This window comes from Rhodophyticola porphyridii (genome assembly GCF_003688285.1).
GTDB lineage: Bacteria > Pseudomonadota > Alphaproteobacteria > Rhodobacterales > Rhodobacteraceae > Rhodophyticola > Rhodophyticola porphyridii.
This window is the reverse complement of record NZ_RCNT01000004.1, coordinates 204,848-230,642: the sequence shown is the minus strand read 5'-3', so window position 1 is coordinate 230,642 and position 25,795 is coordinate 204,848. Positions and strand designations below refer to the sequence as shown.

25 protein-coding genes are annotated in these 25,795 nt (G+C 64.8%); 18 read left to right on the top strand and 7 right to left on the bottom strand.

Annotated features, from left to right (window positions below; translation table 11 throughout):
• Positions 1–2: 2 nt before the first annotated feature.
• The 4 genes from D9R08_RS09935 to miaA form a co-directional block, all read right to left on the bottom strand.
• Complete coding sequence (locus tag D9R08_RS09935) at positions 3–1,091, bottom strand: ABC transporter permease (RefSeq protein ID WP_121897890.1); 1,089 nt, start codon at positions 1,089–1,091, stop codon at positions 3–5.
• Between the two features lie 132 nt (positions 1,092–1,223).
• Positions 1,224–2,867 carry an ABC transporter substrate-binding protein gene (locus tag D9R08_RS09930; RefSeq protein ID WP_121897889.1) on the bottom strand — a complete coding sequence of 548 codons (1,644 nt, stop codon included), beginning with the start codon at positions 2,865–2,867 and terminating at the stop codon, positions 1,224–1,226.
• A gap of 215 nt (positions 2,868–3,082) precedes the next feature.
• Positions 3,083–3,871, bottom strand: a complete 789-nt coding sequence (locus D9R08_RS09925; RefSeq protein ID WP_121897888.1) for a helix-turn-helix domain-containing protein — start codon at positions 3,869–3,871, stop codon at positions 3,083–3,085.
• Positions 3,872–3,952: 81 nt separating this feature from the next.
• Positions 3,953–4,822, bottom strand: coding sequence for a tRNA (adenosine(37)-N6)-dimethylallyltransferase MiaA (miaA, locus tag D9R08_RS09920; RefSeq protein WP_121897887.1), 870 nt, complete (start codon positions 4,820–4,822; stop codon positions 3,953–3,955).
• Between the two features lie 128 nt (positions 4,823–4,950).
• On the opposite strand from miaA, the gene pyrH reads away from it, so the two are divergent.
• From pyrH to lpxB, 13 genes are all read left to right on the top strand, one after another.
• Positions 4,951–5,682, top strand: a complete 732-nt coding sequence (pyrH, locus tag D9R08_RS09915; RefSeq protein WP_121897886.1) for a UMP kinase — start codon at positions 4,951–4,953, stop codon at positions 5,680–5,682.
• Between the two features lie 49 nt (positions 5,683–5,731).
• A complete protein-coding gene (gene frr, locus D9R08_RS09910) occupies positions 5,732–6,295 on the top strand; it encodes a ribosome recycling factor (RefSeq protein WP_121897885.1) in 564 nt (187 codons plus the stop codon).
• A gap of 37 nt (positions 6,296–6,332) precedes the next feature.
• On the top strand, positions 6,333–7,070 hold the full coding sequence (locus D9R08_RS09905; protein ID WP_121897884.1) for an isoprenyl transferase: 738 nt from the start codon (positions 6,333–6,335) through the stop codon (positions 7,068–7,070).
• Positions 7,071–7,084: 14 nt separating this feature from the next.
• Positions 7,085–7,876, top strand: a complete 792-nt coding sequence (locus D9R08_RS19225) for a phosphatidate cytidylyltransferase (RefSeq protein ID WP_199709320.1) — start codon at positions 7,085–7,087, stop codon at positions 7,874–7,876.
• Between the two features lie 9 nt (positions 7,877–7,885).
• Entirely contained in the window at positions 7,886–9,064 is a 1,179-nt protein-coding gene (gene dxr / locus D9R08_RS19220; protein ID WP_199709318.1) for a 1-deoxy-D-xylulose-5-phosphate reductoisomerase, read from the top strand.
• Position 9,065: 1 nt separating this feature from the next.
• Positions 9,066–10,397, top strand: a complete 1,332-nt coding sequence (gene rseP / locus D9R08_RS09895; protein WP_121897883.1) for an RIP metalloprotease RseP — start codon at positions 9,066–9,068, stop codon at positions 10,395–10,397.
• A gap of 133 nt (positions 10,398–10,530) precedes the next feature.
• Entirely contained in the window at positions 10,531–10,668 is a 138-nt protein-coding gene (locus D9R08_RS19215) for a hypothetical protein (RefSeq protein WP_199709316.1), read from the top strand.
• Positions 10,669–10,848: 180 nt separating this feature from the next.
• Positions 10,849–13,161 (top strand): outer membrane protein assembly factor BamA, encoded by a 2,313-nt coding sequence (gene bamA / locus D9R08_RS09890; protein WP_121897882.1) that lies wholly within the window; start codon positions 10,849–10,851, stop codon positions 13,159–13,161.
• 12 nt (positions 13,162–13,173) lie between these two features.
• Entirely contained in the window at positions 13,174–13,842 is a 669-nt protein-coding gene (locus D9R08_RS09885) for an OmpH family outer membrane protein (RefSeq protein ID WP_121897881.1), read from the top strand.
• Positions 13,843–13,962: 120 nt separating this feature from the next.
• Positions 13,963–14,439: a 3-hydroxyacyl-ACP dehydratase FabZ gene (fabZ, locus tag D9R08_RS09880; protein WP_121897880.1), complete on the top strand. Its 477-nt coding sequence runs from the start codon at positions 13,963–13,965 to the stop codon at positions 14,437–14,439.
• Entirely contained in the window at positions 14,436–15,236 is an 801-nt protein-coding gene (lpxA, locus tag D9R08_RS09875; RefSeq protein WP_121897879.1) for an acyl-ACP--UDP-N-acetylglucosamine O-acyltransferase, read from the top strand. The genes fabZ and lpxA overlap by 4 nt, the downstream gene beginning before the upstream one ends.
• Before the next feature lie 4 nt (positions 15,237–15,240).
• Positions 15,241–16,023 (top strand): LpxI family protein, encoded by a 783-nt coding sequence (locus D9R08_RS09870; protein WP_121897878.1) that lies wholly within the window; start codon positions 15,241–15,243, stop codon positions 16,021–16,023.
• A complete protein-coding gene (lpxB, locus tag D9R08_RS09865) occupies positions 16,020–17,192 on the top strand; it encodes a lipid-A-disaccharide synthase (protein ID WP_121897877.1) in 1,173 nt (390 codons plus the stop codon). The genes D9R08_RS09870 and lpxB overlap by 4 nt, the downstream gene beginning before the upstream one ends.
• Before the next feature lie 48 nt (positions 17,193–17,240).
• On the opposite strand, the gene D9R08_RS09860 is transcribed toward lpxB, so the two are convergent.
• A complete protein-coding gene (locus D9R08_RS09860; RefSeq protein WP_121897876.1) occupies positions 17,241–17,711 on the bottom strand; it encodes a YbaK/EbsC family protein in 471 nt (156 codons plus the stop codon).
• A gap of 77 nt (positions 17,712–17,788) precedes the next feature.
• Between D9R08_RS09860 and D9R08_RS09855 the strand changes: the two genes are divergently transcribed.
• Genes D9R08_RS09855 through D9R08_RS09845 form a run of 3 tightly spaced genes read left to right on the top strand, consistent with a single transcriptional unit; the run spans position 17,789 to position 21,244 of the window.
• Positions 17,789–18,148: a DUF4440 domain-containing protein gene (locus D9R08_RS09855; RefSeq protein WP_233557405.1), complete on the top strand. Its 360-nt coding sequence runs from the start codon at positions 17,789–17,791 to the stop codon at positions 18,146–18,148.
• 22 nt (positions 18,149–18,170) lie between these two features.
• A complete protein-coding gene (locus D9R08_RS09850) occupies positions 18,171–20,972 on the top strand; it encodes a [protein-PII] uridylyltransferase family protein (RefSeq protein ID WP_121897874.1) in 2,802 nt (933 codons plus the stop codon).
• Positions 20,969–21,244 carry a hypothetical protein gene (locus D9R08_RS09845; protein WP_121897873.1) on the top strand — a complete coding sequence of 92 codons (276 nt, stop codon included), beginning with the start codon at positions 20,969–20,971 and terminating at the stop codon, positions 21,242–21,244. The genes D9R08_RS09850 and D9R08_RS09845 overlap by 4 nt, the downstream gene beginning before the upstream one ends.
• A gap of 167 nt (positions 21,245–21,411) precedes the next feature.
• On the opposite strand, the gene D9R08_RS09840 is transcribed toward D9R08_RS09845, so the two are convergent.
• Positions 21,412–22,401: a GlxA family transcriptional regulator gene (locus tag D9R08_RS09840; protein ID WP_121897999.1), complete on the bottom strand. Its 990-nt coding sequence runs from the start codon at positions 22,399–22,401 to the stop codon at positions 21,412–21,414.
• A 169-nt stretch (positions 22,402–22,570) separates the two neighbouring features.
• On the opposite strand from D9R08_RS09840, the gene D9R08_RS09835 reads away from it, so the two are divergent.
• The gene (locus D9R08_RS09835; RefSeq protein WP_121897872.1) at positions 22,571–23,944 is read left to right on the top strand and encodes a class II 3-deoxy-7-phosphoheptulonate synthase; all 1,374 of its coding nucleotides are present in this window, start codon (positions 22,571–22,573) and stop codon (positions 23,942–23,944) included.
• 129 nt (positions 23,945–24,073) lie between these two features.
• Here D9R08_RS09835 and D9R08_RS09830 read toward each other — a convergent pair whose 3' ends face one another.
• On the bottom strand, positions 24,074–24,703 hold the full coding sequence (locus D9R08_RS09830; protein ID WP_158598970.1) for a PAS domain-containing protein: 630 nt from the start codon (positions 24,701–24,703) through the stop codon (positions 24,074–24,076).
• Between the two features lie 212 nt (positions 24,704–24,915).
• Here D9R08_RS09830 and D9R08_RS09825 point away from each other — a divergent pair, with 212 nt between their 5' ends.
• A complete protein-coding gene (locus D9R08_RS09825; protein WP_233557404.1) occupies positions 24,916–25,791 on the top strand; it encodes a YicC/YloC family endoribonuclease in 876 nt (291 codons plus the stop codon).
• Positions 25,792–25,795: the final 4 nt, after the last annotated feature.

The following is a 25,795-nucleotide window of genomic DNA, read 5'->3' as shown; positions in this document are numbered from 1 at the left end:
TATCAAGAAATGCGGATGCGCGGGTTCAGATACACATAGCCGATATCCGATATCAGCTGTGTGGCCAGCACCACGATCACTGCGACGATGGAAACGGACATCAGAAGTTCGATGTCGTTGTTTGACGCCGCCTGCACCAGCGTCCAGCCAAAGCCGTTATAGTTGAACAGGGTTTCCACGATCACCACGCCGGTCAGCAGCCAGGGGATCTGCAGCATGATGACGGTGAAGGGCGCGATCAGGGCGTTGCGGAGCGCGTGTTTCAGAACAATGGTCCTGAATTTCACGCCTTTCAGCCGCGCGGTGCGGATATATTGCGCGGTCATCACCTCTGCCATGGAGGCCCGGGTCATCCGCGCGATATAGCCCATGCCATAAAGGGCCAGCGTCATCACCGGCAGGGTGAAGTTCCAGAAGGTGATATCCTCCATCGCGGACCGTGCGGAGCCGAGGAAGAGCGTTCGCCCCTCGATCCAGCCGTTTTCCGTCAGCCATGGCGACAGGCCAGCAGTGGAAGAGGCGAGAAGGACGATGAAGATCACACCCGAGACATATTCCGGCGTGGCCGTCGTGGCGATGGAGGCGGTGGACAGCGTTCGGTCGAGACGGGAACCTTCGCGCATCCCCGCCAGCACGCCCACGACCAGCGCCGCCGGGATCATCACGATCAGGACCCAGCCCATCAGCTTGCCGGTAAGCAGAAGCCGCCCGCCGACGACATTGGAAACCTCGTCATCGGAGACGGTCGAATAGCCCAGATCGCCCTGCAACATGCCGCAGAACCGCGGCGCCTCGGCCGGATCGTCGCCGAAATCGATGCAACGGCCCCGGATCTCTCCGGTTTCCTCATCCGTCCGGGTCCAGCCTGGCACCACGCCCAGCCACTCTCCGTAGCGCACCAGCATCGGTGCGCCATAGCCGTTGTTATCCAGCCAACTGGAGACCTCGGCATCGGTCATCCGGGCATTGCCCTGGGTTTTCGCGAGCTTTTCGAGGTTCGGGTAGAGATTGGTCAGAAAGAAGACCACGAAGGTCAGGCAGAGCGCGGTCAAGAGCATGACCCCGATCCGTTTGAGGATGAATAGTCCCATTTGGTTCCCTGTCGGTTTTCGGCCACGGCGGCCGGATATCGGGCCTCATTGACGGGCCCGTTGGCTGGATGGGGCGGGCCATGGGGCCCGGCAGAGAGAGCGGGGCGGCTTTTGGGGCCGCCCCGCTCGGGATCACGCGTCCATGCCGAGGTAATGCACGTTGATCTCGAATTTCGGATGCATGTCGGCGTTGATCACGCCGGGCACATGATGCCGGAAGAGCGACCGCCAGTAGGGCTGAAGCGTCACCGCCTCCTCCTGCATGATGGTTTGCAGCTGAACCATGATCTCGCGCCGGGCATCGGCGTTCTGGATCGCCAGCGCCTGATCGAGCAGCGCGTCGAACTCCGCATTGGCAAAGCCGCTTTCGTTCCAGGCCACGCCCGAGCGATAGGCCAGCCCCAGGATCATCACACCCAGTTCCCGGTGGTTCCAGTCGGTCGAGCTGAACGGATAGCTTGTCCAGTCGTTCCAGAATGTGGAGCCGGGGATCACCGTGCGTGTGACGTTGAAGCCGGCATCGCGAAGCTGCGCAGCAACCGCATCGGTGGTGTTGCGGCGATAGTCGTCGTCGATCGACACGATCTCGAAATCGAAATCCGCATGGCCGGATTCCTGCAACATCGCGAAGGCGGCATCCTTGTCGATCGTGATCGGCGGCAGTTCGGCGTATTCGGGGTGGATCGGGCACACATGGTGGTTCTCGCCAAGCTCCCCCTGACCGTTGATGCCCAGATCGAGGCAGACCTGCGGGTCGACCGCCAGAGCGATTGCCTTGCGCACCTGAAGATTTTCGTAGGGCGCGTTGTTCTGGTTCGGCCGGATCACCACAGTGGCGGCCGTCACCACATCGCTTTGCTCCCACCCGATCGCCTGGAAGAGATCGACGAATTCGCCCACGGTTTCGTAGGTCATGTCGAACTCGCCCGCCTCGGCGCCGGCCAGCCACGCGGCCGGATCCTGCCCGAGGTCGATGAACTCGATTCGGTCCAGATAGGCCTCGCCCCAGTATTCGTGATCGGCGTTTTTCTCCAGCGTCGCCTGAACGCCCACCTCGTAGTTGGTGATGCGGTAGGCACCGGTGCCCACGCCATGATCGAGCGGGTTGGTCCCGATCAGATCGCGGTGCTGCACCGCCGACGGATAATCGGCCACGCCGGGAATGATGGTGATGTCGGGCGCGGGCAGGTTCAGCCGCACGGTCAGATCATCGACGATCTCGATCCCGCCGTCGATGGCGCGCTGCGTTTCTGGATCGACAAGCTGGCCCATCCGCGCGGCCATCGAGTTGCCCTCGACGCTGGCATCGCACCAGCCCTCGAAATTGGCGGCCACGTCAGCGGCGGTGAAATCGTCGCCGTTGTTCCACTTCACGCCGGGGCGAAGCCGCAGCGTATACTGGGTGGCGTCGTCATTGACCTCCCAGCTGTCGAGCAGGACGCCGGAGAACGAGCCATCGGCGTTATACTCCACCAGATACTCAAGGAACCCGCGGCTGACATTCGCCATTTGCGACCAGTCATAGCTGCGGGGGTCCTTCAGGGCGCGCACTTCCATCTGGATGCGCAGCGTTCCGCCCATGGGCGGGGTCTGACGATGGCTCATCGCCTGGGCCGGGCTCAGACCGATCATCGAATATGCGGTTGCTGTTGCCACCCCCAATGCGGAGGTGCGGACGAGGAACTCGCGGCGGCTGAGTTTGCCCTCCCGATACTCATCGGCATACATTTTGGCGGCGGGGTGTACCCGTGTGCCAGTTTTGGTCGGGTGCGTCATCCTTATCTCCCTGTGACGGTATGATTGGTTCTGTCTTGGCGGCCTGCCGATGCCCTTCGACATTTCTTACAACGCCGCAGGGAATATTGCGCAATATTCCAACCCGGGCGTCAATGGGCAGGACCGTCCATTGATGTAACTTTTGCGACATTAGCAAGGTCTGAAACCGACATCGACCGCAAAAGCGACATCGTGGCAAATAATCTGTCCCGCAGCTAATTGCGCCGTGGAGAGCTTCGGAACGCGGTGGGGGTGCGTCCTGTGAACTGGGAAAAGGCCCTTGTGAAATAGGCGGGCGAGGAAAATCCGAGCTCTTCGGAGATCAGGCGCGCGGATTTGTCGGTATCGGCCAGCATGCGGCGGGCTTCATGCATCAGCCGTTCGTGGATCAGCGCATGCGCCGGTTTGCCGGAGGCTTCCTTGCAGACCCGGCTCAGATGGGTGGGCGTCACGCCCAGACGATCCGCGTAATCGGCGACGCCCGCGCCGGTATGGTAGCTGATCGACAGCAGACGCGCGAATTTCTCCACCAGATGATGGGCCCTGTCGCGCAGGATCGCCCCTTCCTGCCGGCCAAGCTCGCGGGTGATCCAGGTCGACACGAGCAGACCGTACCCTCTGAGTGCGCGGTCCTGTGCCGGCGCCTGCGCCGCGATTTCCCGTTCGATACGTTCGATATGGCCGGTCAGGTTGGCCTGGGCCTCGATATTGGAAATCCGCAGATGGAACGGATCGGCAGGCAGTTCTGCCAGCGGATCGGGCGGCATATGCAGCAAGAGACCCTGGATCTGTTGCGGCAGTTCCAGCGACATGACCGTGCCGGCGGGCACGAAAACCGCTGTGTTCGGCCCGTAGCCGCGGGTGATGCAGCCGACCGAGACGCGGCCCTGACCGCGGGTGATCCAATAGAGGTGATGGCGGGTGTTGGAGTGCAGCGTCTCCACCCGCCAGGTGGGGCGCATGCGCAATTGGCCAAGAGAGGTGACGGCGTAGGAGGCGGACATCGCCAATAAGCCTAATGATCGCAAAAGTGAAAGGGAAGCCGCCTTTTTCCTATAATTTACAGTATCTGTGCAGGATTTTGCCTATGGCTGAGCAATATGTCGCCAGCCCGACATGCGCGCGCGAAACCATGTGCGTTGCCGTTTGGCGTATTGGCGGGAGGCGATGATCGCCGCATCACGTGCGGCGTCCAGGGACAGCGCGCCGCACAGATGGGCGATCAGCTCGGGTGCTCCGATCGCCTTGGCGCTGCCCCCGGCCTGTGGCCAGCGGGGCAGATTGGCGCGTGCCTCCTCCAGCGCGCCGTTTCGCAGCATCAGATCGAAACGGGTTTCGATCCTCGCATTCAGCCAGTCCCGATCCGCGTCGAGCAGGAGCGGCTGGGTCTGGGTCAGCGGCAGGAGCGGCGGCGCGGTCCGGGCCTGCCACTCCGAAAGCGGCCGGCCGGTGGCGCGCCAGACCTCCCATCCACGCTGAACACGGGCGCGGTTCTGCCGGTCGATGCGGGCGGCAAGCACCGGGTCGGCCGCATCGAGATCGGAGAGCAGCGTCGCAGCGGGCAGGGCATCGGCTTCGGCCCTGATCGCGGGCGGTGTCGGCGGGATCTCGGCCAGACCTTCGGTGAGGGCGCGGAAGTAGAGCCCCGTGCCGCCGACGATAATCGGGCGGGGACCGTCCAGAAGCGGACCCAGATCGCGAAGCCAATGACCCACCGAATAGGCCGCTTCGAACGGGACGTGGCCGTAAAGCGCATGCGGCGCACGGGCTTCTTCCTCGGGGCCCGGACGCGCGGTAAGAACGCGCCAGCCGTCATAGACCTGCAACGCGTCGGCGTTGAGAATGCGCCCGCCCTGCGCCTCGGCGATGGACAGCGCCAGCGCCGATTTGCCGGACGCCGTGGGCCCGGCGATCAGAACGGGGCATTCCGGAGAGAGAGTTTTTATATCTATCAATATCTTGCGGATCGTTCTTGAAGTATGCGCCGTTGCGCCGAGACGGGCGTTGAACCCAAAGCCCTTTTACGCCATGTTGCGGCAATCTCAATGACCCTGCCGTGCCAGCGGCCGCCTCCGAGGATCCCATGCCAGACGATACACCCGCGACCCGCCCTGCCTATAACCGCGTGATGCTGAAAATCTCGGGCGAGGCATTGATGGGGAGCCAGGGCTTCGGATTGCATCCGCCCACGGTGGAGCGGATCGCGCAGGAGGTCAAATCCGTCCATGATCTGGGGGTGGAGATCTGCATGGTGATCGGCGGCGGCAACATCTTCCGCGGGCTTCAGGGCTCAGCGCAGGGCATGGAGCGCACGACCGCGGATTACATGGGGATGCTGGCGACCGTGATGAACGCGCTGGCAATGCAATCGGCGCTGGAGAGCCTGGGCGTGTTCACCCGCGTGATCAGCGCGATCCCGATGGATCAGGTCTGCGAGCCCTATATCCGTCGCCGCGCGGTGCGCCATCTGGAAAAGAAGCGTGTGGTCATCTTTGCCGCGGGCACCGGCAATCCGTATTTCACCACCGACACCGCCGCGACGCTGCGCGCGAATGAAATGGGATGTGAGGCGATCTTCAAGGGCACCAAGGTGGACGGGGTCTATGACAAGGATCCGGTCGAACATGACGATGCGGTCCGGTATGAGAGGATCAGCTATGACGAGGTTCTGGCCCAGCATCTGGGCGTGATGGATGCCTCCGCCATCGCGCTGGCCCGTGAAAACGATGTGCCGATCATCGTGTTCTCGCTGGATGAACCTGGTGGGTTCAAGGGCATTCTTGCCGGGGAAGGCACCTATACAAAAGTCCAGTAAGGGCTTAGAAGTACTGACTAACACGCGTTGATAAGAACGGGGCAGGGACATGTCCGACGATATTGAAATTGATGTAGCCGACCTTGAGCGGCGGATGGACGGGGCGCTTGCCAATCTGAGGACCGAATTCGCCTCGTTGCGCACGGGCCGCGCATCCGCGGCGATGCTGGAGCCGGTGCAGGTGGAAGCCTATGGTCAGATGACCCCGATCAATCAGGTCGGCACGGTGAACGTGCCCGAAAGCCGGATGGTGACGATCAACGTCTGGGATAAATCCATGGTCGGCAAGGTCGAGAAGGCCATTCGCGAAAGCGGGCTTGGCATCAACCCGCAACTGAACGGGACGATCATCATGCTGCCGATCCCCGAATTGAACGAGGAACGCCGGCGTGAGCTGACCAAGGTTGCGGCGCATTACGCCGAAAACGCGCGGGTCGCGATCCGCAATGTGCGGCGCGACGGCATGGATCAGATCAAGAAGGCCAAGGCAGACGGCATGTCGGAAGACGACCAGAAGCTGTGGGAGGCCGAGGTGCAGGAACTGACCGATGGCCATATCGCGCGGGTCGATGCGGCGCTGGAGACCAAGCAAGCCGAAATCATGCAAGTCTGAGTAACGAGCGACATTCCCGACAATTGAGGAGCCGCACATGGCCCGATCGAGCCCCGAGACCGCCGACAAGGACAAGACGCCGCGCCATGTGGCGATCATCATGGATGGCAACGGCCGGTGGGCCCAGATGCGCGGGCGGCCGCGGCTGGTGGGCCATCACGCAGGCGCAAGGCGGGTCAAGGAGATCGTGCGCTCCTGCCCGGATCTGGGCGTGGAATACCTGACGATTTTTGCCTTTTCGACCGAGAACTGGAAGCGGACCCAGACCGAGGTGGCCGGGCTGATGAAGTTGTTCAAGCGCTATATCCGGCGCGAGACGCAATCGCTGATCGACGAGAATGTGCGGGTGCGGTTCATCGGCGACCGGGTGCGGCTGGAGCCGTCGCTGGTCGATATGATGGATAATCTGGAGCTGCTGACGGCCGGCAATGCGGGCACGCATCTGACCATCGCGCTGAACTATGGCGGCCGGGACGAGGTGGCGCGCGCCACAAGGCGGCTTGCCCATGACGTGGCCGCAGGCAAGCTCGACCCGCGCCATGTGAGCGACGAGACGCTGCCGAAATACCTCGATACCTGCCTGCTGCCCGACCCCGATCTGGTGATCCGGACCAGCGGCGAGGCGCGGATCTCGAATTTTCTGCTCTGGCAGTCGGCCTATGCGGAATACGAGTTCATCGACACGCTCTGGCCCGATTTCACGCCCGCGGAGTTCGACAAGGTCTTGCGCCGCTTCGGCAATCGTGAGCGACGTTTCGGCGCGGTGCCGGCCTGATCCCGGCGCGGTCGATGAATTTCAGTCGCGACAGCTTTTCCGACCTTGCGGTTCGCATGGTCACGGGCGTTGCGATGGCGATTGTGGGGCTTGCGGCGGTCTGGGCCGGCGGCTGGTGGTTCATCGGGCTTGTCCTGCTGATCGTCGGCACGCTGGTCTGGGAGCTTGTGAGGATGCTGGGCGGCGGCCCGCGCCGTGCCATGACGCTTGGCGGTCTGGCCGCCGGGCTGTTGCTGGCGGCAAAGCTGCTGCCCGTGGGGCTGGGCCTGCCGCTCCTGCTTCTGGCGAGCATCGCGGGCATCGGGTTTCTGGACAAGAACCGCACACTCTACATCATGTATACCGCTCTGATCATGTTCGCGGGGTTCGGTCTTCTGGTCCATCGCGAGGATTTCGGGCTGACCTGGATGCTGTGGCTGGTGCTGGTCGTCGCCGCGACCGATGTGCTGGGTTACTTTGCCGGGCGGATTTTCGGCGGTCCGAAATTCTGGCCACGTGTCAGCCCCAAGAAGACATGGTCAGGCACGGTGGCGGGCTGGGTCAGCGCCGGGATCGTGGGCGCGGCGTTCATGCAGACCACCGGAACGGGGGTGGAACTGATAGGAATATCCGTTGCGCTGAGCATGGCGAGCCAGATGGGCGATATCGCCGAAAGTGCGGTAAAACGGCGGATGGGGGTCAAGGACAGCTCGACCCTGCTGCCGGGGCACGGAGGCGTGTTCGACCGCTTTGACGGGATGCTTGGCGCGGCGCTTCTGCTGCTGTTGGTCGAAAGCCTGATCGTGTTCCCGCCGCCGCCGCTTTAGGGAGTGTCCATGCGAAAGGTCAGTGTTTTCGGTGCCACCGGATCAATCGGGCAGAACACGCTCGACCTGATTAAACGCGCGCCCGATGCCTATGACGTGGTGGCCCTGACCGGCGGGCGGAACGTGGCGCAGCTGGCGCGCGACGCGCGCGCCGTCCGTGCCGATATCGCGGTGACCGCCTATGAGCAGGAACTGTCCGCACTGCGCGACGCGCTCGCCGGATCCGGGATCATCGCCGCCGCCGGGGAGGCCGCGCTGATCGAAGCGGCGGACCGGCCCGCGGACTGGATCATGTCGGCGATCGTCGGGGCGGCGGGGCTTGCGCCCGGGTTCCGGGCCTTGCGGCATGGCACCACGCTGGCGCTGGCCAACAAGGAAAGCCTGGTCACAGCAGGCCCGCTTCTGCTGGCCGAAGGGCGCGCCCATGGCGCGACAATCCTGCCGGTGGACAGCGAGCATTCGGCGGTGTTTCAGGCGCTGGTCGGCGAGGATATGGCGGCGGTGGAACGGATCATCATCACCGCATCGGGCGGGGGCTTGCGCGACTGGCCGGTGGAGGCATTGCCCGATGCGACGGTGGCCGATGCCGGGGCGCATCCGAACTGGGACATGGGGCAGCGGATCACCATCGACAGCGCGTCGATGTTCAACAAGGCGATGGAACTGATCGAAACCAAAGAGTTTTTCGGTGTCCGCCCCGATCAGATCGAGGCGGTCGTGCATCCGCAATCCATCATCCATGCGCTTGTGGGGTTTCGCGACGGCGCGCTGATGGCGCATCTGGGTGCGCCGGACATGCGCCATGCCATCGGTTATGCGCTGCACTGGCCAGACCGCCGGCATCTGCCGGTCGCGCGGATCAATCTGGCGGAACTGGCGACGCTGGAGTTTCTGGCGCCTTGCGACACGCGCTACCCCGCGCTCGGCATCGCGCGCGCGGTGATGGAAACCGGCGGTCGCGCGGGCGCCGTCTTCAACGCGGCCAAGGAGATCGCGCTGGACGGATTTCTGGCCGGGCGGATCGGTTTCATGGATATGGCCCGCGTTGTCGAGGCCACGCTTGACGAGATTTCGGGCCGGTTTCGCCTAACTGATGCCATAGACACCCTTGAGACGGTGCTGGAAACAGACCATCTGGCACGGGTAGAGGCCGAAGAGCAGGTCAAGAAAATGCAGGGACGCAAATAGTATGGAATTCATCCCCCAGTTCGGCAGTGTCGCATTCACGATCCTGGCCTTTATTCTGGCGCTGTCGATCATCGTCGCGATCCACGAATACGGGCATTACATCGTGGGCCGCTGGTCCGGCATCCATGCGGAGGTGTTTTCCATCGGTTTCGGTCCGGTTCTGACCAGCCGGGTCGACCGGCATGGCACCTGCTGGCAGATCGCGGCGCTTCCCTTTGGCGGCTATGTGAAATTTCTGGGAGATGCGGATGCGGCCTCGGGCAAGGACGGGGCGGCGATAGATTCGCTCGACGTGGCCGAACGCCGCCGCTCCATGCATGGCGCGCCGCTTTGGGCGCGCGCGGCTACCGTTGCGGCGGGACCGATCTTCAACTTTATCCTGTCGATCCTGATCTTTGCGGGCGTCGTGCTGGTATCGGGGCAGGCGGTGGACGAGGCGCGGATCGGCCCGGCAAAGATGTTGCCCGCCGATATCGCGGTGTTGCAGGAGGGCGATCTGGTCACCGCAGTGGCCGGCGAGCCGGTGGACGGTCTGGCCGATCTCTATGAGTTGAGCCGCGAGACGCTGCCGCCCGCGCCAAGCCTGACCTACGATATCGAGCGCGACGGCCGGGCGATGCAGGTGGAGGCGAGCTTCCCCCTGATCCCGGTGATCGAAGCGGTGACCCCGCAATCGGCGGCGATCGACGCAGGGCTTGAGCGGGGCGATGTCATCCGCGCAATCGACGGGCAGCCGATCTACGCCTTTTCCCAGTTGCGTGATGCGGTCGAGGCGTCGGAAGGCGCGCCGCTGGCGCTGGATGTCTGGCGTGCGGGCGAGATGATGGAGATCACGCTCAGCCCAAGGCGGATGGATCTGCCGCTGGCCGAAGGCGGGTTCGAGACCCGATGGCTGATCGGGATCACGGGCGGGCTGTTCTTCGAGCCGGTGACCGAGCCTGTGGGTCTCTGGGAGGCGGCAGGCTTCGGCGTCAGTCAGACCGGCTTCATCATCCAGTCGTCGCTTTCGGGCCTTTGGCACATGATCACCGGGGCGATTTCCAGCTGCAATCTGCAAGGCCCCATCGGAATTGCCGAAACCAGCGGCGCCGCGGCCAGTCAGGGGATCGAGAATTTCATCTGGTTCATTGCGGTCCTGTCCACCGCGGTGGGCCTCTTGAACCTCTTTCCGATTCCCGTTCTGGACGGCGGTCACCTGATCTTTCACGCCTATGAGGCGGTGGCAGGTAAACCGCCTTCCGACAAGGCCCTGAAAGTCTTCATGTCTATCGGTCTGACGCTGCTGTTGGCCTTGATGCTCTTTGCGCTGACCAATGACATTTTCTGCCCGTAAGGTTAGGATGCTGGGGGGCGGCGGATCACCAAAGCGCCCATCCGGCGCCCAAATTGCGCCATATTCAAAGCTGATCCTCTGACCATGACGGGGCAACCGCCCCTTGGCGTGGCACACAGAGAGGCCGGAGAAGATGAAACTGATCACCGACGGATATCGCGGCATCAGCTTTTTCATGCAGATCAATGTGGACCGTCTGCTGGTTCCGCTGATGATCATCGGCGCCCTGACCATTGCCGGTTGGCTGATGTCCTACGCGACGGTTTACTGATCCGGCCAGTTACGCGCCCTGACGGGCCGTCGCGACACTTCCCCGAACACGTCCCTTGTGTATATATTGTGACACAGCCTGTGGATAACCCCCACCGGCTGTAATGGATCGTTTTGACAACGTCCCTCGGCTTCGGTAGTCAGGAGCGAAGGATACGGATCAGAAACGGGGCAGGATTCGATGAGCAGTCGCGCAGAGAACGCATCGATTTGGCGGGGCGCGGTTGCGGCCCTTTTGGCATTAGCCCTGATCGCCCTGCTGGCATGGCCGGTTGCGGCGCAGAATTTCCGCTTCAACCAGTTCGATGTTCAGGGAAATCAGAGGATCGAGGCCAGTACGATCCTGACCTACGCCAATATCAATCCCGGCGAGGCGGTATCCGCAGGGCAGGTCAACGATGCGCAGCAGCGGCTGCAGCAGTCCGGCCTGTTCGAAAGCGTGGAGGTCGTTCCGCGCGGCTCCACCCTGGTGATCATCGTGCAGGAATATCCGACGATCAACCGGATCAATATCGAGGGCAACCGCCGTCTCAACGACGATGATCTGCTGCCGCTGCTGACCTCGCAGCCGCGCCGGGTCTACTCGCCCTCCGTGGCCGAACAGGATGCAGCCGCGATCACCGATGCCTATCGCCAGGCCGGCCGCCTGACGGCGACCGTGTCGCCGCAGATCATCCGCCGCAGCGACAATCGCGTCGATCTGGTCTTCGAAGTGACCGAGGGCCGGGTCGTGGAGACCGAGCGCATCGCCTTCGTCGGCAACCGCGAGTTTTCCGACCGGCGCCTGCGCCGCGTTCTGGAAAGCACGCAGGCCGGTCTTTTCCGTGCCATCATCCGCCGTGACAGTTTCGTGGCCGATCGGATCGCTTTCGACCAGCAGTTGCTGACCGATTTCTACCGGGACCGGGGATATGTCGATTTCGAAGTCCTGAGCGTGACATCGGAACTCGCGCGGGGGCGGGATGCCTATTTCATCACCTTCAACATTCGCGAGGGCCAGAGCTTCGATATCGGCGAGATCACGGTGGTCAGCGACCTGCCCGAGATCGATATCGACGAGTATCGCGACGTGATCCGTATCAGCAGCGGCAACACATATAGTCCGCGGCTGATCGACAACACGATCAGCCGGATGGAAAACCTCGCCACTCGGCAGGGTCTGCGGTTCATCCGTGTCGAGCCCCGCATCACCCGCAACGATGCGGATCTGACGTTGGATGTGGAATTTGCTGTAGTGCGCGGCGAGCGTGTATTCGTCGAGCGGATCGATATCGAAGGCAATGCCACGACGCTGGACCGGGTGGTGCGGCGGCAGTTCGACACGGTCGAGGGCGATCCGTTCGATCCGCGCGCGATCCGGCAGGCTTCGGAGCGGATCCGGGCGCTGGCCTATTTCTCCGATGTTCAGGTGGAGGGCCGACAGGGCACCTCGCCCGACTCGGTGATCGTCGATGTCGATGTGGAGGAGCAGCCGACCGGATCGCTTGGCTTCTCGGTCAGTTTCTCAAGCGATGTCGGGACCGGTCTGGCCGTCTCCTTCGCCGAGCAGAACTTTCTGGGCCGGGGGCAGGCCGTCGAGTTTTCTTTCAGCACCGCTCAGGACAGCCGGGCCTTCAATTTCGGCTTCGTAGAGCCGGCCTTCCTGCGACGGGATCTGTCGTTTGGTCTGGATGTTTTCTATAACGAGACCAATCAGGAAAACGCCGCCTTCGACACCGAGAATGTTGGACTGCGAACCTCGCTTGGCTTCCCGATCAGCGAATATGGCAGAATGAGCGTGTTCTATCGTATCTCGGAAGACAGCGTTCTGAACGTTCCGGCCAACAGCTCGCCCATTCTGCAGCGCGAGGAGGGATCGCGCGTGACTTCCTCCCTGGGCTACGGGTTCAGCTATGATACCCGCAATACCGGCCTGAACCCCAATGCAGGCGTCCTGCTGCGGTTTAATCAGGAATTGGCGGGTCTTGGCGGCGACAGCGAGTACATTCGCACCACGGCGCTTGCATCTGCGGAAAGGGGCATTGCCCGCGAAGAGGTGACGTTGCGCGCGACCATCGAGGGTGGTGCTCTCGAAATGCTCGACGGTAACAGCCGCTTCACCGACCGTTTCTTCCTGTCCAGCCGGCAGATGCGCGGCTTCGAGCCGCGCGGTCTGGGCCCGCGTGACACCAACGCGGTCAACAATGATGCCTTGGGCGGCAATTACTTCGCCGTGGCGCGGTTCGAGGCGGCCTTCCCTCTGGGATTGCCGGACGAGTACGGCATTTCGGGCGGTGTGTTCTACGATATCGGCACGGTCTGGGGGCTGGATGATGTGGTGGGCGCCGGTGGTGCGATTGTGGATGACGACATACATTTCCGCAGCTCCGTCGGTTTCTCGATCTTCTGGGATACGGCGATCGGACCCTTGCGCTTCAACTTCAGCCGGGCGCTGGAAACCCAGCCCTATGACCAGACCCGTGAGTTCGATCTGACGATCGAGGCGCGTTTCTGAGGGGGAGCCGGCATGGCGCTTTTGCGCAGCAGGCCTTGGCTGAGCGCGACCCTGGCGGTCGCGCTTATGCTGTTTGCGGATGGGCCCGCAGGCGCGCCTGCGCTGGCGCAGCAACTCTCGGCCCCCTCGGCGCCCGCATCCGCACCGGAGGGTATTTTGGTGCTCAATCAGGACCGGTTGTTTTCCACCTCGCTTTATGGGGCGCGCGTTCAACGTGAGTTGGAAACGGCCGGCGAACGTCTGGCCGCGGAAAACCGGCAGATCGAGGCGCAACTGACCGAAGAGGAACTGCGCCTGACCGAGCAGCGGCCCCAGATGGACCCGGCCGCCTTTCGCGTATTGGCCGAAGAATTTGACGCCCGCGTCGGCGAGATCCGTGCGGCGCAGGAAGCCAAGGCGCAATCGCTGAGCGACCAGGCCGATGAGGCGCGCCAGCGGTTTTTCGAGCTGAGTTTTCCGATCCTTCTGGAATTGGTGCGGGAGCGCGGGGCGGCTGTGATCATGGACAACCGGGCCGTTCTGCTGTCGGCGGAAAGCGTCGATATCACCTCCGACGCGCTGGCGCGTGTCAATGCGGAGATCGGCGATGGCGGAGACGCAGCCTTGCTGCCGCTGCCCGATCCGTCCCCACCTTTGCCGCGCCCGGCGCCGGAGGCATCTCCCCCGCAGACGGATCCCTAGGCGCCAAGCAACCTTGCCGCGCAGGAGCCGAGTTGCTACCACGGTGGCACATGCGTCAGCCCATGCCGATGGGCCGATCCGCACCAAGGCAGGCAACGACACCAAAGGATACCGGCATCCATGAGCGCCGACACCCCCACGACCGCCGATATTCATCTGATCCAGCGGATCATTCCGCATAGATATCCGTTCCTGCTGATCGACAAGGTGCGTGAGATCGAGCCCTTCACAAGCGCCGTCGGGGTCAAGAACGTCACCTTCAACGAGCCGCATTTTCAGGGGCATTTCCCCGGTGCGCCGATCATGCCCGGCGTCACGATCATCGAAGCGATGGCGCAGACCGCCGCGGTGATGGTAGGGGTCAGCATGGACATGGCCGACAAGGATCTGCTGGTTTACTTCATGGCGATCGACAAGTGCAAATTCCGCCGCAAGGTGACCCCCGGCGATGTGCTGGAGTTGTCCGTCAGCGTCACGCGCGGCAAACCGGGTGGCAAGGTCTGGAAGTTTCTGGGCAAGGGTACTGTCGACGGAGAGATGGCGGCAGAAGCGGAGTTCACCGCGATGATGGACCTGCCCGCCGAGGCCGCCCCATGAGCATCGACGGATCGGCGAGAATTCACGCCTCCGCCGTGATCGAGGAGGGCGCGGTGATCGGGCCGGATTGCGAGATCGGTCCGTTCTGCGTGGTGGGCCCCGAGGTGACGCTGGCCGAAGGCGTGATGATGAAATCCCATGCGGTGGTGACCGGCTGGACCGAGATCGGGGCGGGCACGGTGATCTTTCCGTTCGCCAATATCGGCGACATCCCCCAGGACCGGAAGTTCGCGGGCGAACGCACCCGGCTGATCGTCGGCAAGCGCAACCGCATCCGCGAGGGGGTAACGATGAACACCGGCACCGCGGGCGGCGGCGGCGTGACCCGGGTGGGCGATGACGGGCTTTTCCTGGCCGGCTCTCATGTGGCGCATGACGCGCAGGTCGGCAACAACGTGGTCATGGTCAACAACGCATCGCTCGCGGGGCATTGTGTGGTCGAGGATGACGTGATCATCGGTGGGCTTTCGGGGGTGCATCAATTCGTGCGGATCGGGCGCGGGGCGATCATCGGGGCGGTTACGATGGTCACCCATGACGTCATCCCTTACGGGCTGGTTCATTCGCCACGCGGGGAGTTGCAGGGGCTGAATCTCGTGGGGCTGAAACGCAAGGGCGTGAGCCGGCAGGACATCACCGCGCTCAGGGCCGCGTTTCAGGCGCTGGCCCAAGGGGAAGGCGCGTTTCAGGATCGCGCCCGGCGCCTGCCCGAAACTTGCGGCGACAGCACTTATGTGCGGGAAATCGCGGATTTCGTGCTGTCGGCGACCGACCGTTCCTTCCTGACGCCGGGATAGGGAGATGGCGCGTGCGATCATTGCCGGGGCCGGCACCTTGCCGGCGCTGCTCCTGAAGGCGGGGCCCGCGCATCTGGTCGCGTTCGAAGGTGTGGAAATCACGTGCGGCGGAGCTCCGGTGATCCCGGCCCGGTTCGAACAGTTGGGCCATCTTTTCGGGGCATTGCGGGCCGAGGGTATCGATGAGCTTTGCCTGGCGGGTGCGATGTCGCGCCCCCGGTTTGACCCCTCCGCGCTGGATGAGGAGACCAAGGCGCTGATGCCGCGGCTGATGGCGGCCATGGGGCAGGGGGATGACGGGCTGCTGAGCAGCGTGATCTCGCTTCTGGAAGACGAGGGCTTTGCAGTGCGCGCGGCCCATGAACTGCGCCCGGACCTCGTGGCCGGGGAGGGCGGGCTTGCCGGTATCCCGACCGAGCGCCAGCTGGCCGATGCGGCCCGCGCCCGCGCCGTTCTGGCCGCCTTGGGGCCGCTGGATGTGGGGCAGGGCGCGATCGTGGCTTCAGGCCAGGTTCTGGGGATCGAGACGCTTCAGGGCACCGACGCGATGCTGGACTTCGTGGGCCGGACCCGGCCCGGCTCGCGCGGGGTCCTGGTCAAGCGGCCCAAGCGGGGGCAGGATCTGCGTGTCGACATGCCGGTCATCGGGCCCGATACGGTGCGCGGCGCGGCCGATGCCGGGCTTGCGGGGATCGAGATCGCCGCAGGCGGCGTGTTGCTTCTGGAGCGCCGCGCCGTGCTGGCCGAGGCCGAGGCGCGCGATGTCGCGATATGGGCCACGCCATGAGCGTCCGGCTGTTCCTGATCGCAGGCGAGCCCTCGGGCGACCGGTTGGGGGCGGCATTGATGGCAGGGCTGAAGGCGTTGCAGCCGGATACGGAATTTCACGGGATCGGCGGACCGCTGATGCAGGCCGAGGGCCTGCAGACGGTGTTTCCGATGGAGGAGTTGAGCGTTATCGGGCTTGCCGAGATCCTGCCGCGGCTGCGGGGGCTTCTGAAACGGGTTTCCGAAACCGCGGACCGTGTGGTGGCGATGCGGTCCGACGCCCTGATCACCATCGATATTCCGGAGTTTTCGCTGCGTGTGGCGGCCAAGGTGAAGGCCCGCGCAAAAGCGGTGCGCACGATCCATTACGTTGCGCCGACGGTCTGGGCCTGGCGCGGCGGGCGGGCGCAGAAAATGGCCAAATCCATCGATCACGTGCTGGCGCTTTTCCCGTTCGAGCCGCGGCTGATGGAGGCCGCCGGCATGACCTGCGATTTCGTGGGCCACCCCGTCGCGACCGAACCGCTGGCCAGCGAGGCGGAGGCGCGCACGTTCCGCGCGGACCGCGGGATCGCTTCGGACGCGCCTCTGGTTCTGGTGCTGCCGGGGTCGCGGCGGGGCGAGGTGACGCGTCTGTCGCCGGTCTTCGGCGCGGCGCTGCGACACGTGCAGGACACCCATCCGCAGGTGCGGATGGTGGTGCCCACCGTTCCGGCGGTGGCCGGTCTTCTGGCCGAAAAGGTGGCGGACTGGCCGGACGCGCCAGTGATCCTCGACCCGACTGCGATGACGCCCGAAGCCTATCAGGCCGAAAAGCGCGCGGCCTTCATGGCGGCGGATGTGGCGCTTGCCGCCTCGGGCACGGTCAGTCTTGAACTGGCGGCTGCGGCCACGCCCATGGTCATCGCCTATGACATGAGTTGGCTGTCCAAACAGGTGATCCGGGCGATGCTGAAGGTCGACACGGTGACCCTTGTCAATCTAGTGTCAGGCACCCGGACCGTGCCCGAATTTCTGGCCGAGAAATGCCTGCCGGAACCGATCGCCGGGGCGCTGTCGACGCTGCTGGAGGATGAGGATGCGCGGGCGGCACAACAGGCGGCCGCCACGCGCAGCATGCAACTGCTCGGGCGGGGCGGCGAGGCGCCGGGCCTGCGCGCTGCGCGATCCGTATTGCGGGTGATCTGATCTGGGCCCGCCGAATGGCCTGTGGGCGATGGCCAGCGCGGGGCGGGCTCAGCCCGTGAAATCGGTCGGATCAGCGCCGCTCATCTGTTGCAGAAGACCCGGTTCGATCGGGAAGATATGGCGCGGCGTGCCGGCCGCGGCATAGACCTGCGCGAAGTCCAGAAGACGCGGATCGAACCAGGCGCGGATCGGATTGAGATGGCCGATCGGGGCGACGCCTCCGATGGCGAAGCCGGTTTGTGCGCGGATCAGACCGGCATCGGCCTTTCCCAGAGGCTCACCCGCCAGCGCACTGGCCTTGCAGGCATTGACCTGATTGCCGCCCGCGGTGATGAAAAGAACGGCCTGCCCGCTGGTTTCGGCCCGGAAAATGATCGACTTGGCGATCTGGTCGATCTCGCACCCGGCGGCCTCCGCCGCCTCTGCGGCCGTGCGCGTCGTTGCAGGCATCTCCAGCACGGTTTCCCGTACGCCGGCCTCGGCCAATGCGCGTTCCACCCGTTTCAGGCTCTTGCTCATCCGGTTTGTCCCTTGTCTGCCGGAGGCGACCATTGCAAGGATCTTACTGAACGGCAAGGCGAGGTGAGACGATGGCGATGGACGACGAAATCAGGACTGCCGAACGCGCCGTCTGGGAGGCGCTGAAAGCGGGGGATGCCGGTGCCGATGCGGCCTCTCTGGCCGCGGATTTCCTTGGGGTCTACCCGTCCGGCTTTGCGGATCGGGACGCCCATGCCGGACAACTTGCCGATGGACCGACCGTTGCCGCCTACCGGATCGGCGAGGAGCATCTGATGCCGCTTGGGCCCGATCACATGCTTTACGCGTATCGTGCCGATTTCCAGCGACCCGCCGGCGGGTGGGAGGCGATGCTGGTCAGCTCGGTCTGGCGCCGCGAGGGCGCCGGCTGGATCAACGTCTTCAGTCAGGATACCCCGCTTGCGTTGACGGGCTGAGCCGCGCGCGCCATCAAGGGCCATGAGCTTCGTCGCCCGCCTGACCCGTCACCCGATTGCCTTCGATCCCGACAGAGGGGCCGAGGCGCTGGCTCTGTTGCCGGATCTGCCGGGTGAACTGCGCCCGCTGATCGAAGGGGCCGCGGGGTGCAGCCCCTATCTGGCCCGGTTGATGGCACAGGAACGCGCGTGGCTTGCGGCAACGCTGGCCGGTACGCCCGAGGCCGCGCAGGAGCAGATCCTCGCCGCGACATCGGCGCTGGAAGGTCCGGCTCTTGGCCGGGATCTGCGCCAGCAGAAGCGCCGCGCGGCATTGCTGACGGCGCTGGCCGATCTCGGCGGGATCTGGTCGCTGGAGCAGGTGACCGGCGCGCTGACGGACTTCGCCGATGCCGCCGTGCAGGCCGCGCTGGTCGCCCATGTGGGGGCCGAGATCAAGCGCGGAAAGTTGCCGGGCATGACCGAGGATGATGCGGCCAGCGGGGCCGGGATGGTGGCGCTGGCGATGGGCAAGATGGGCGCGGGGGAGTTGAACTACTCCTCCGATATCGACCTGATCAGCCTGTTTGACGAAACCCGCTTCGACCCCGCCGACGAGATGGAGGCGCGGGCGGGGTTCATCCGCGCGACCCGGCGGATGGCGGCGACCCTGTCGGAAAACACGGCCGAGGGTTATGTCTTCCGCACCGATCTGCGGCTGCGCCCTGATGCATCGGTCACGCCGGTCTGCATCTCGATGGCCGCGGCGGAGCGGTATTACGAAGCCGAGGGGCGGAGTTGGGAGCGGGGCGCCTATATCAAGGCGCGCGCGGCGGCCGGCGACATCGCCGCGGGCAAGCGGTTTCTTAAGGTGCTGGTGCCCTTTGTCTGGCGCAAGCATCTGGATTTCGCGGCGATCCAGGACACCCATGAGATGCGGCAGCGGATCCGGTCCCACAAGGGGCTTCACGGGCCGATCACTCTGGACGGGCACAACATGAAGCTGGGCGCGGGCGGCATTCGCGAGATCGAGTTTTTCGCCCAGACCCGGCAACTGGTGGCCGGCGGCCGGGACCCGGAGCTGAGGGCGCGCGAAACGGTGCCGGCGCTGGCGGCGCTGGCCGCCAAGGGCTGGATCGGAGCGCCCGAGGCCGAGGCGCTGAGCGGACATTATCGCCACCACCGGGAGGTGGAACACCGGTTGCAGATGATCGCCGATGCGCAGACCCATGATCTGCCCAATTCGCCGGACGGCTTCGACCGGCTGGCGCGGTTCTGCGGGCAGGGGGACACCGCCGCCTTTCAGGCGGCGCTGAAGGCGCGGCTGGAGGCCGTCGATCGTCTGACGGAGCCGTTTTTCGCCCCCGGACCGGCCGCCGTAGCGGAGGTGAGCCTGAGTGACACGGCGCGCGAGATCGTGGACCGCTGGCCCGGATATCCCGCCTTGCGGTCGACCCGCGGGCAGGAGATCTTCGCACAGTTGAAGCCCGATCTTCTGGCCCGGTTCCAGCGCGCCGCGCGCCCGGACGAGGCGCTCGGGAATTTCGACGGGTTCCTGCGCGGACTACCGGCGGGGGTGCAGCTGTTCTCGCTCTTCAAGGCGAACCCGCCGCTGGTCGATCTGTTGGTCGATATCTGCGCCACCGCGCCCGCCCTGGCGCAGTACCTGTCGCGCAATTCCGGCGTTCTGGATGCGGTTCTGGGTGGCTCCTTCTTCGAGCCGTGGCCAAAGCCCGAGGCCCTTGCGGCCGGGCTGGCGGCCCATCTGGGCGGGCTGGATTACGAGGCGCAACTGGACGTGGCCCGCCGCTGGCAGAAGGAATGGCATTTCCGGATCGGGGTGCATCACCTGCGCGGGCTGATCACGGCCGAGGATGCGGGCGCACAGTATTCGATGCTGGCAGACGCGGTGGTGGCCGGTCTCTGGCCCGCTGTCTGCGCCGATCTGGCCACGCGCCACGGGCCTGCGCCGGGGCGTGGCGGGGCGGTGCTGGCGATGGGCAGCCTTGGCGCGGGCCGGCTCAGCGCGGGCTCCGATCTGGATCTGATCGTGATCTATGATGCCGGTGGCGTGGAGATCACCGAAGGCCGGCGCCCACTCGACCCGCGGGCGTGGTTCGCCAAGGCCACCAAGGCGCTGGTGACCGCGCTCAGCGCGCCGACGGCGGCGGGCAAGCTCTATGAAGTGGACATGCGGCTTCGGCCTTCGGGGCGGCAGGGGCCGGTGGCCACGGGTCTGGAGGCCTTCCGGCAGTATCAGATGGAGGAAGCCTGGACCTGGGAGCATATGGCGCTGACCCGTGCCCGCCCGGTGGCGGGCGACGCAAGCCTGCTGGCGGATATCGAGGCGGTCAGGCTGGACGTTCTGGCGCGCGCGCCCGCGCCCGACAGGCTGCTGGCCGATACGCGGGAGATGCGCAGCCGGTTGCAGGCGGCGGGCCGCGTGGGAAGCACCTGGACGGTCAAGGATGGTCCGGGGGGCAGCCAGGATATCGAGCTTCTGGCACAGGCTGCGGCGTTGCGCGCGGGCGCGCCGGTCCGCGACGTAGCGGGCCAGATCGCGGCAGGGCAGGCGGCAGGCTGGCTGAACGCCGATGAGGTGGCGGCGCTGACATCGGCGCAGCAGCTATTCGCCCGGGTCCAGCAGGCCACCCGGCTCCTGACCGACGGGCCGTTGGATCTGGACAGGATCGGTGCCGGCGGGCGCGGGTTCCTGTGCCGCACGGCCGGGGCGGAGACAATCGCGGACCTGGCCCGCGCCCTTGACGGCGCCCGCCACGAGGCCGCAAGACTTGTCGAGGCCGTTCTGAACCGGGACACCACCGAACGGGGAGAGCACATATGAGCAAACCGGGCGATATCAACGACCCCAAGGGACTGATCCGCGAGGCCTATCTGATCGAGGGCATCACCGCGCCCGAATGCCGGTCGATTTTCATGGACTGGGCGCTGAGCCTGTCCGCGCCCGACCCGCGCGCGGCGATTGCCACCTTGCTGGAGCGCCACGGGGCCGCGCATGACACGCACCCGATGACCCAGGTCCTGCGCGACGGGTTGGAGGTGTCGCCCGCCGCCAGACGCCGGGGCGGGCGCGCGGCACGGGTTCCGGGCGCGTAACATCACAGGTCCGCCACCTGCGAAGGCCGGTCGGGGCGGTGTGGCAAGGCAGGCCGGTGATCGGCGCAACGGCCCAATCGTGACGAAAGCGGATGCCCATCCTGGGCCGCAGGCCAGGCAATCCGCAAGGCAGCGGAGACGGGAGGCCGGTCAGGATCAGGCCGGGGCTATACCTTTTCGCGTGTCGCGTGGCTGCCGCGTTCCCGGTAGGGGGTGGTGTCGTAATGGGCCCGATAGCATTTCGAGAAATGCGAGGGCGAGGCGAACCCGCAGGCCAGCGCAACATTGATCACGCTCATATCGGTCTGCATCAGCAGGTTGCGCGCCTTGGCCAGCCTGAGTTCCATGTAGTATCGCTTGGGGGAGCGGTTGAGATAGCGGCGGAACAGCCGCTCCAACTGGCGCGTCGACATCCCCACTTCGGAAGCCAGGACCGAGGGACTGATCGGGTCCTCGATATTCTGCTCCATCATCCGGATCACCTGCCCTAGCTTGGGGTGGCGCACACCGATGCGGGTGGGGATCGAAAGGCGCTGCGTGTCCTGATCGGTGCGGATGGACGTGTAGATCAACTGATCGGCAACCAGATTGGCAAGGTCTTCCCCGTGATCGGTGGCGATGATCTTGAGCATCAGGTCGATCGAGGCGGTGCCGCCCGCGGTGGTGATCCGGTTGCCGTCGATCACGAAGACCGATTTCGTCAGCGCCACATCCTCGAATTCCTCGGTGAAACTGTCCTGGTTTTCCCAGTGGATCGTCGCGCGTTTGCCATCCAGAAGCCCCGCGCGCGCCAGCGTATAACCCGCGGTGCAGAGCCCGCCGATGACGGCGCCCTTGCGCGCCTCCCGCCGAAGCCAGTTCAGCAGCCGTTTGGTGGTGGCGGCCTGCACGTCGATCCCGCCGCAGAGCAGGACGGTGTCGTCGCGCCCCACCTCCTCCAGATCGTGATCGAGCTTGTAGCCGATCCCGGCGCTGCAATAGGCGATCTCGCCGCCCTCTCCGGCGAGCGACCAGTCATAGAGCTGCTCGCCGGCCATGCGGTTGGCGATGCGCAGCGCCTCGACTGCGCAGGAAAAGCAAAGCATCGTGAACTGGTCAAGCAGCACGAACACATAGCGTTTCGGCTGGCTCGGCACGCCGTTCTTCAGGCTGGCCATGCGCCGGTCCTTTCTTTCCTCCCGACCGGATACCATGCCAATGAAACCCGGTCTGGTAGCGAAACCATCATTTTCCATCCGTGGCAATCCCCGGTAACCTTAAAATAGACCATTGGATGCCAGGCCGGTCGCCCCTATAAGCGGAGCCGTGTTTTCAAAGGAGGCTGTCATGACAGCGGCAAAAAGCTGGAGCAAATCGGACTGGCGCGCGAAACCGCGGGTGCAGATGCCCGACTATCCCGATCAGGCGGCGCTGGCCGTCGTCGAGGCGCAGCTTGCAAAGTACCCGCCGCTGGTTTTTGCCGGAGAGGCCCGGCGGCTGAAGGCCGAGCTTGGCGCCGTGGCCCGTGGCGAGGCATTTCTGCTGCAGGGCGGGGACTGCGCCGAAAGCTTTGCCGAGTTCAGCGCCGATGCGATCCGCGACACGTTCAAGGTGATGCTTCAGATGGCGATGGTGCTGACCTACGGCGCCAAGGTTCCGGTGGTGAAGGTGGGCCGGATGGCCGGTCAGTTCGCCAAGCCGCGCTCCGCCCCGACCGAAGTGAAGAACGGCGTCGAACTGCCCAGTTACCGCGGCGATATCATCAACGAACTGGATTTCACGCCCGAGGCGCGAAACCCGGACCCGAGCCGGATGTTGCAGGCCTACACCCAGGCGGCGGCGTCGCTGAACCTGCTGCGCGCGTTTTCGACCGGCGGGTTCGCCGATATCCACCGCGTGCATTCCTGGACGCTCGGCTTCACCGACGGGGACGATGCCGAACGCTACCGCGATATGGCGGGGCGGATTCAGGACAGTCTGGATTTCATGACCGCGGCGGGCCTGACCTCGGACACCAATCATGAGCTGTCGACGGTCGATTTCTATACCTCGCACGAGGCTTTGCTTCTGGAATACGAAGAGGCTCTGGCCCGGATCGATTCCACCAGCGGTCTTCCGATTGCCGGATCGGGGCACATGATCTGGATCGGCGACCGGACGCGCCAGCCCGATGGCGCGCATGTGGAATTTGCCCGCGGCGTGCAGAATCCGGTCGGCCTGAAATGCGGACCGACGACGACGCCCGAGGATCTGAAACTGCTGATGGCGCGGCTGAACCCGGAAAACGAGGCCGGGCGTCTGACCCTGATCGCGCGATTCGGCGCCGGCAGCGTGGCCGATCATCTGCCGCGGCTGATCAGAACCGTTCGGGAAGAGGGCGCCAATGTCGTTTGGTGCTGCGATCCGATGCATGGCAACACGATCAAGTCCGCCAGCGGCTACAAGACCCGGCCCTTCGACAGAGTGCTGCGCGAGGTTCAGGAGTTTTTCGCCATCCACCGGGCCGAGGGTACGGTGCCGGGCGGGGTCCATTTCGAGATGACGGGCAAGGACGTGACCGAGTGCACCGGAGGGGTCCGGGCGGTGACTGACGAGGATCTGTCGTCGCGCTATCACACCGCCTGCGATCCGCGCCTGAATGCCAGCCAGTCGCTGGAACTGGCCTTTCTGGTGGCCGAGGAGCTTTCGGCCGGACGTGAGGCGACCCGCGCGGTGGGCTAGGGCCTGCGCCGCCGCTCGGCTGAAAACCACGTCCGGACCCCGCGGATCAGGGGTCTGGACGGGCGGCGTTGTTAAACATGTTTCCGGCGATCGGTCCGACATATTGGTTAATGGCCTTATGCGTCGCGACTATGGCTTGCCGCCCTTCACGACGTAGAGCCTTGGCCGCTTTCCAGGCGTGTGGCGCGGTCCGGCCCCCCGGAACGGTTCCGCGGCTTCCGCCAATCCCCGGTTTTTCCGATCCGCGTCGAAGACCGCGTCCAGAACCGCCTTGCCGGACAGGAGCGGCGTGGCATCGGCCCGCGCGACACGGAACCGCCGCGGCGGCTGCCCGATCAGCCCATCGGTGGTGAGTACGCCGAGCGCGCGGCTGATCGTATCGTCGGTGCCGCGAAGCGGCAGCAGAACCATCCGGCCCGTCAGCGCAGAGCGGCCATGGCCGCCGGCCTCAAGATGCAGATGCACGGCTGCGGGCCCGGCAAAGACGCGTTCCACATTTGTCATCAAGCGCTCGCGTTCCGGCAATTCGAACAGGGCCCGCACCGGCATGCCGCGTACCTCCATCCCCATCAGTTCGTTCAGATGGGTGCCGGACAGGCGGAACCGCACGACACCGGGGCGGGTGCGATCGAGGATGAACATGTAGCTGAGCAGATCGCAGATTTCGCGTGGATCGATCTCTACCCGATCCGGCATGTCACGGTCTGCCCGCAGACGGTCCCAGTAGGTGATGACATCTCTGATAATCGGGTAGGTCATGCTGTCCTTGCGTTGCCGGGTGCTACCGCATTCGGGCCGCCGCTGCTGCATCCGTGATCGGGTCATGCGCATTTCGGCGAAGGCCGCAGGGATGAGCGCGTTGTGATGCTGACATCGAATATGTTAACGCTAGCCGCGTAATACTTAACCATTTCTTAATAACTGAATAGAATGCGACCTGCATGGGGGTAAATTCTTAAATGGTTAACTCGATGACGGGATACGCGGCCCGCGAAGGGTCCGCTCCGGGGCTGGTCTGGTCCTGGGAAATGCGGGGCGTGAATGCCAAGGGGTTGGATCTGCGGCTGCGGCTGCCCGACCGGATGGGCGCGCTGGAGGCGCCCTTGCGGGACCGGATGAGCAAGGCCCTGGGGCGCGGCAACATCAACCTGACGCTCAGGCTGGCCCGGACTGCCGGATCGACGGCGCAATCGGTCGATGAAGCCGCGCTGCAGGCCGCGCTTGCCGCCATGGCGCAGGCCACCCGTGCCGCTGAGGCGGCGGGCATCGTCGTGGCCGCGCCGCGCCCGGCCGATATTCTGGCGATGCCGGGCGTTTTCGATGGCCGGGGCGCCGAGCCCGATCCGCCCGAAGCCCGTGTGTTTCTGGACGATTTCGAACGGCTTCTGGCCGCGTTTCAGGAGATGCGCGCCGCCGAAGGGGCCGCGTTGAAGGGCGTGCTGGACCGGCAGTTGGACGAGATAGCCACGCTGGTGGAGGCCTCAGCCGCGCGCGCCGCGGCCCGCCAGGATGCCATCGCGGACGCGTTCCGCGCCAATGTTGCCAAGCTGATCGAGGCGGCCGAGGCTGTCGATAGCGCGCGGTTGGCGCAGGAGCTGGCGCTGTTGGCGGTGAAAGCCGACGTGACCGAGGAGATCGACCGGCTGCGCGCCCATGTCACCGCGGCGCGCGATCTGCTGGGCGCCGAGGGGCCGGTGGGCCGCAAGCTTGATTTCCTGATGCAGGAGTTCAACCGCGAGGCCAATACGCTGTGTTCCAAATCTTCCGATACGGAACTGACACGGATCGGCCTTGACCTGAAAGTGCGGATTGATCAGATGCGCGAGCAAGTTCAGAACGTGGAGTAGCCGG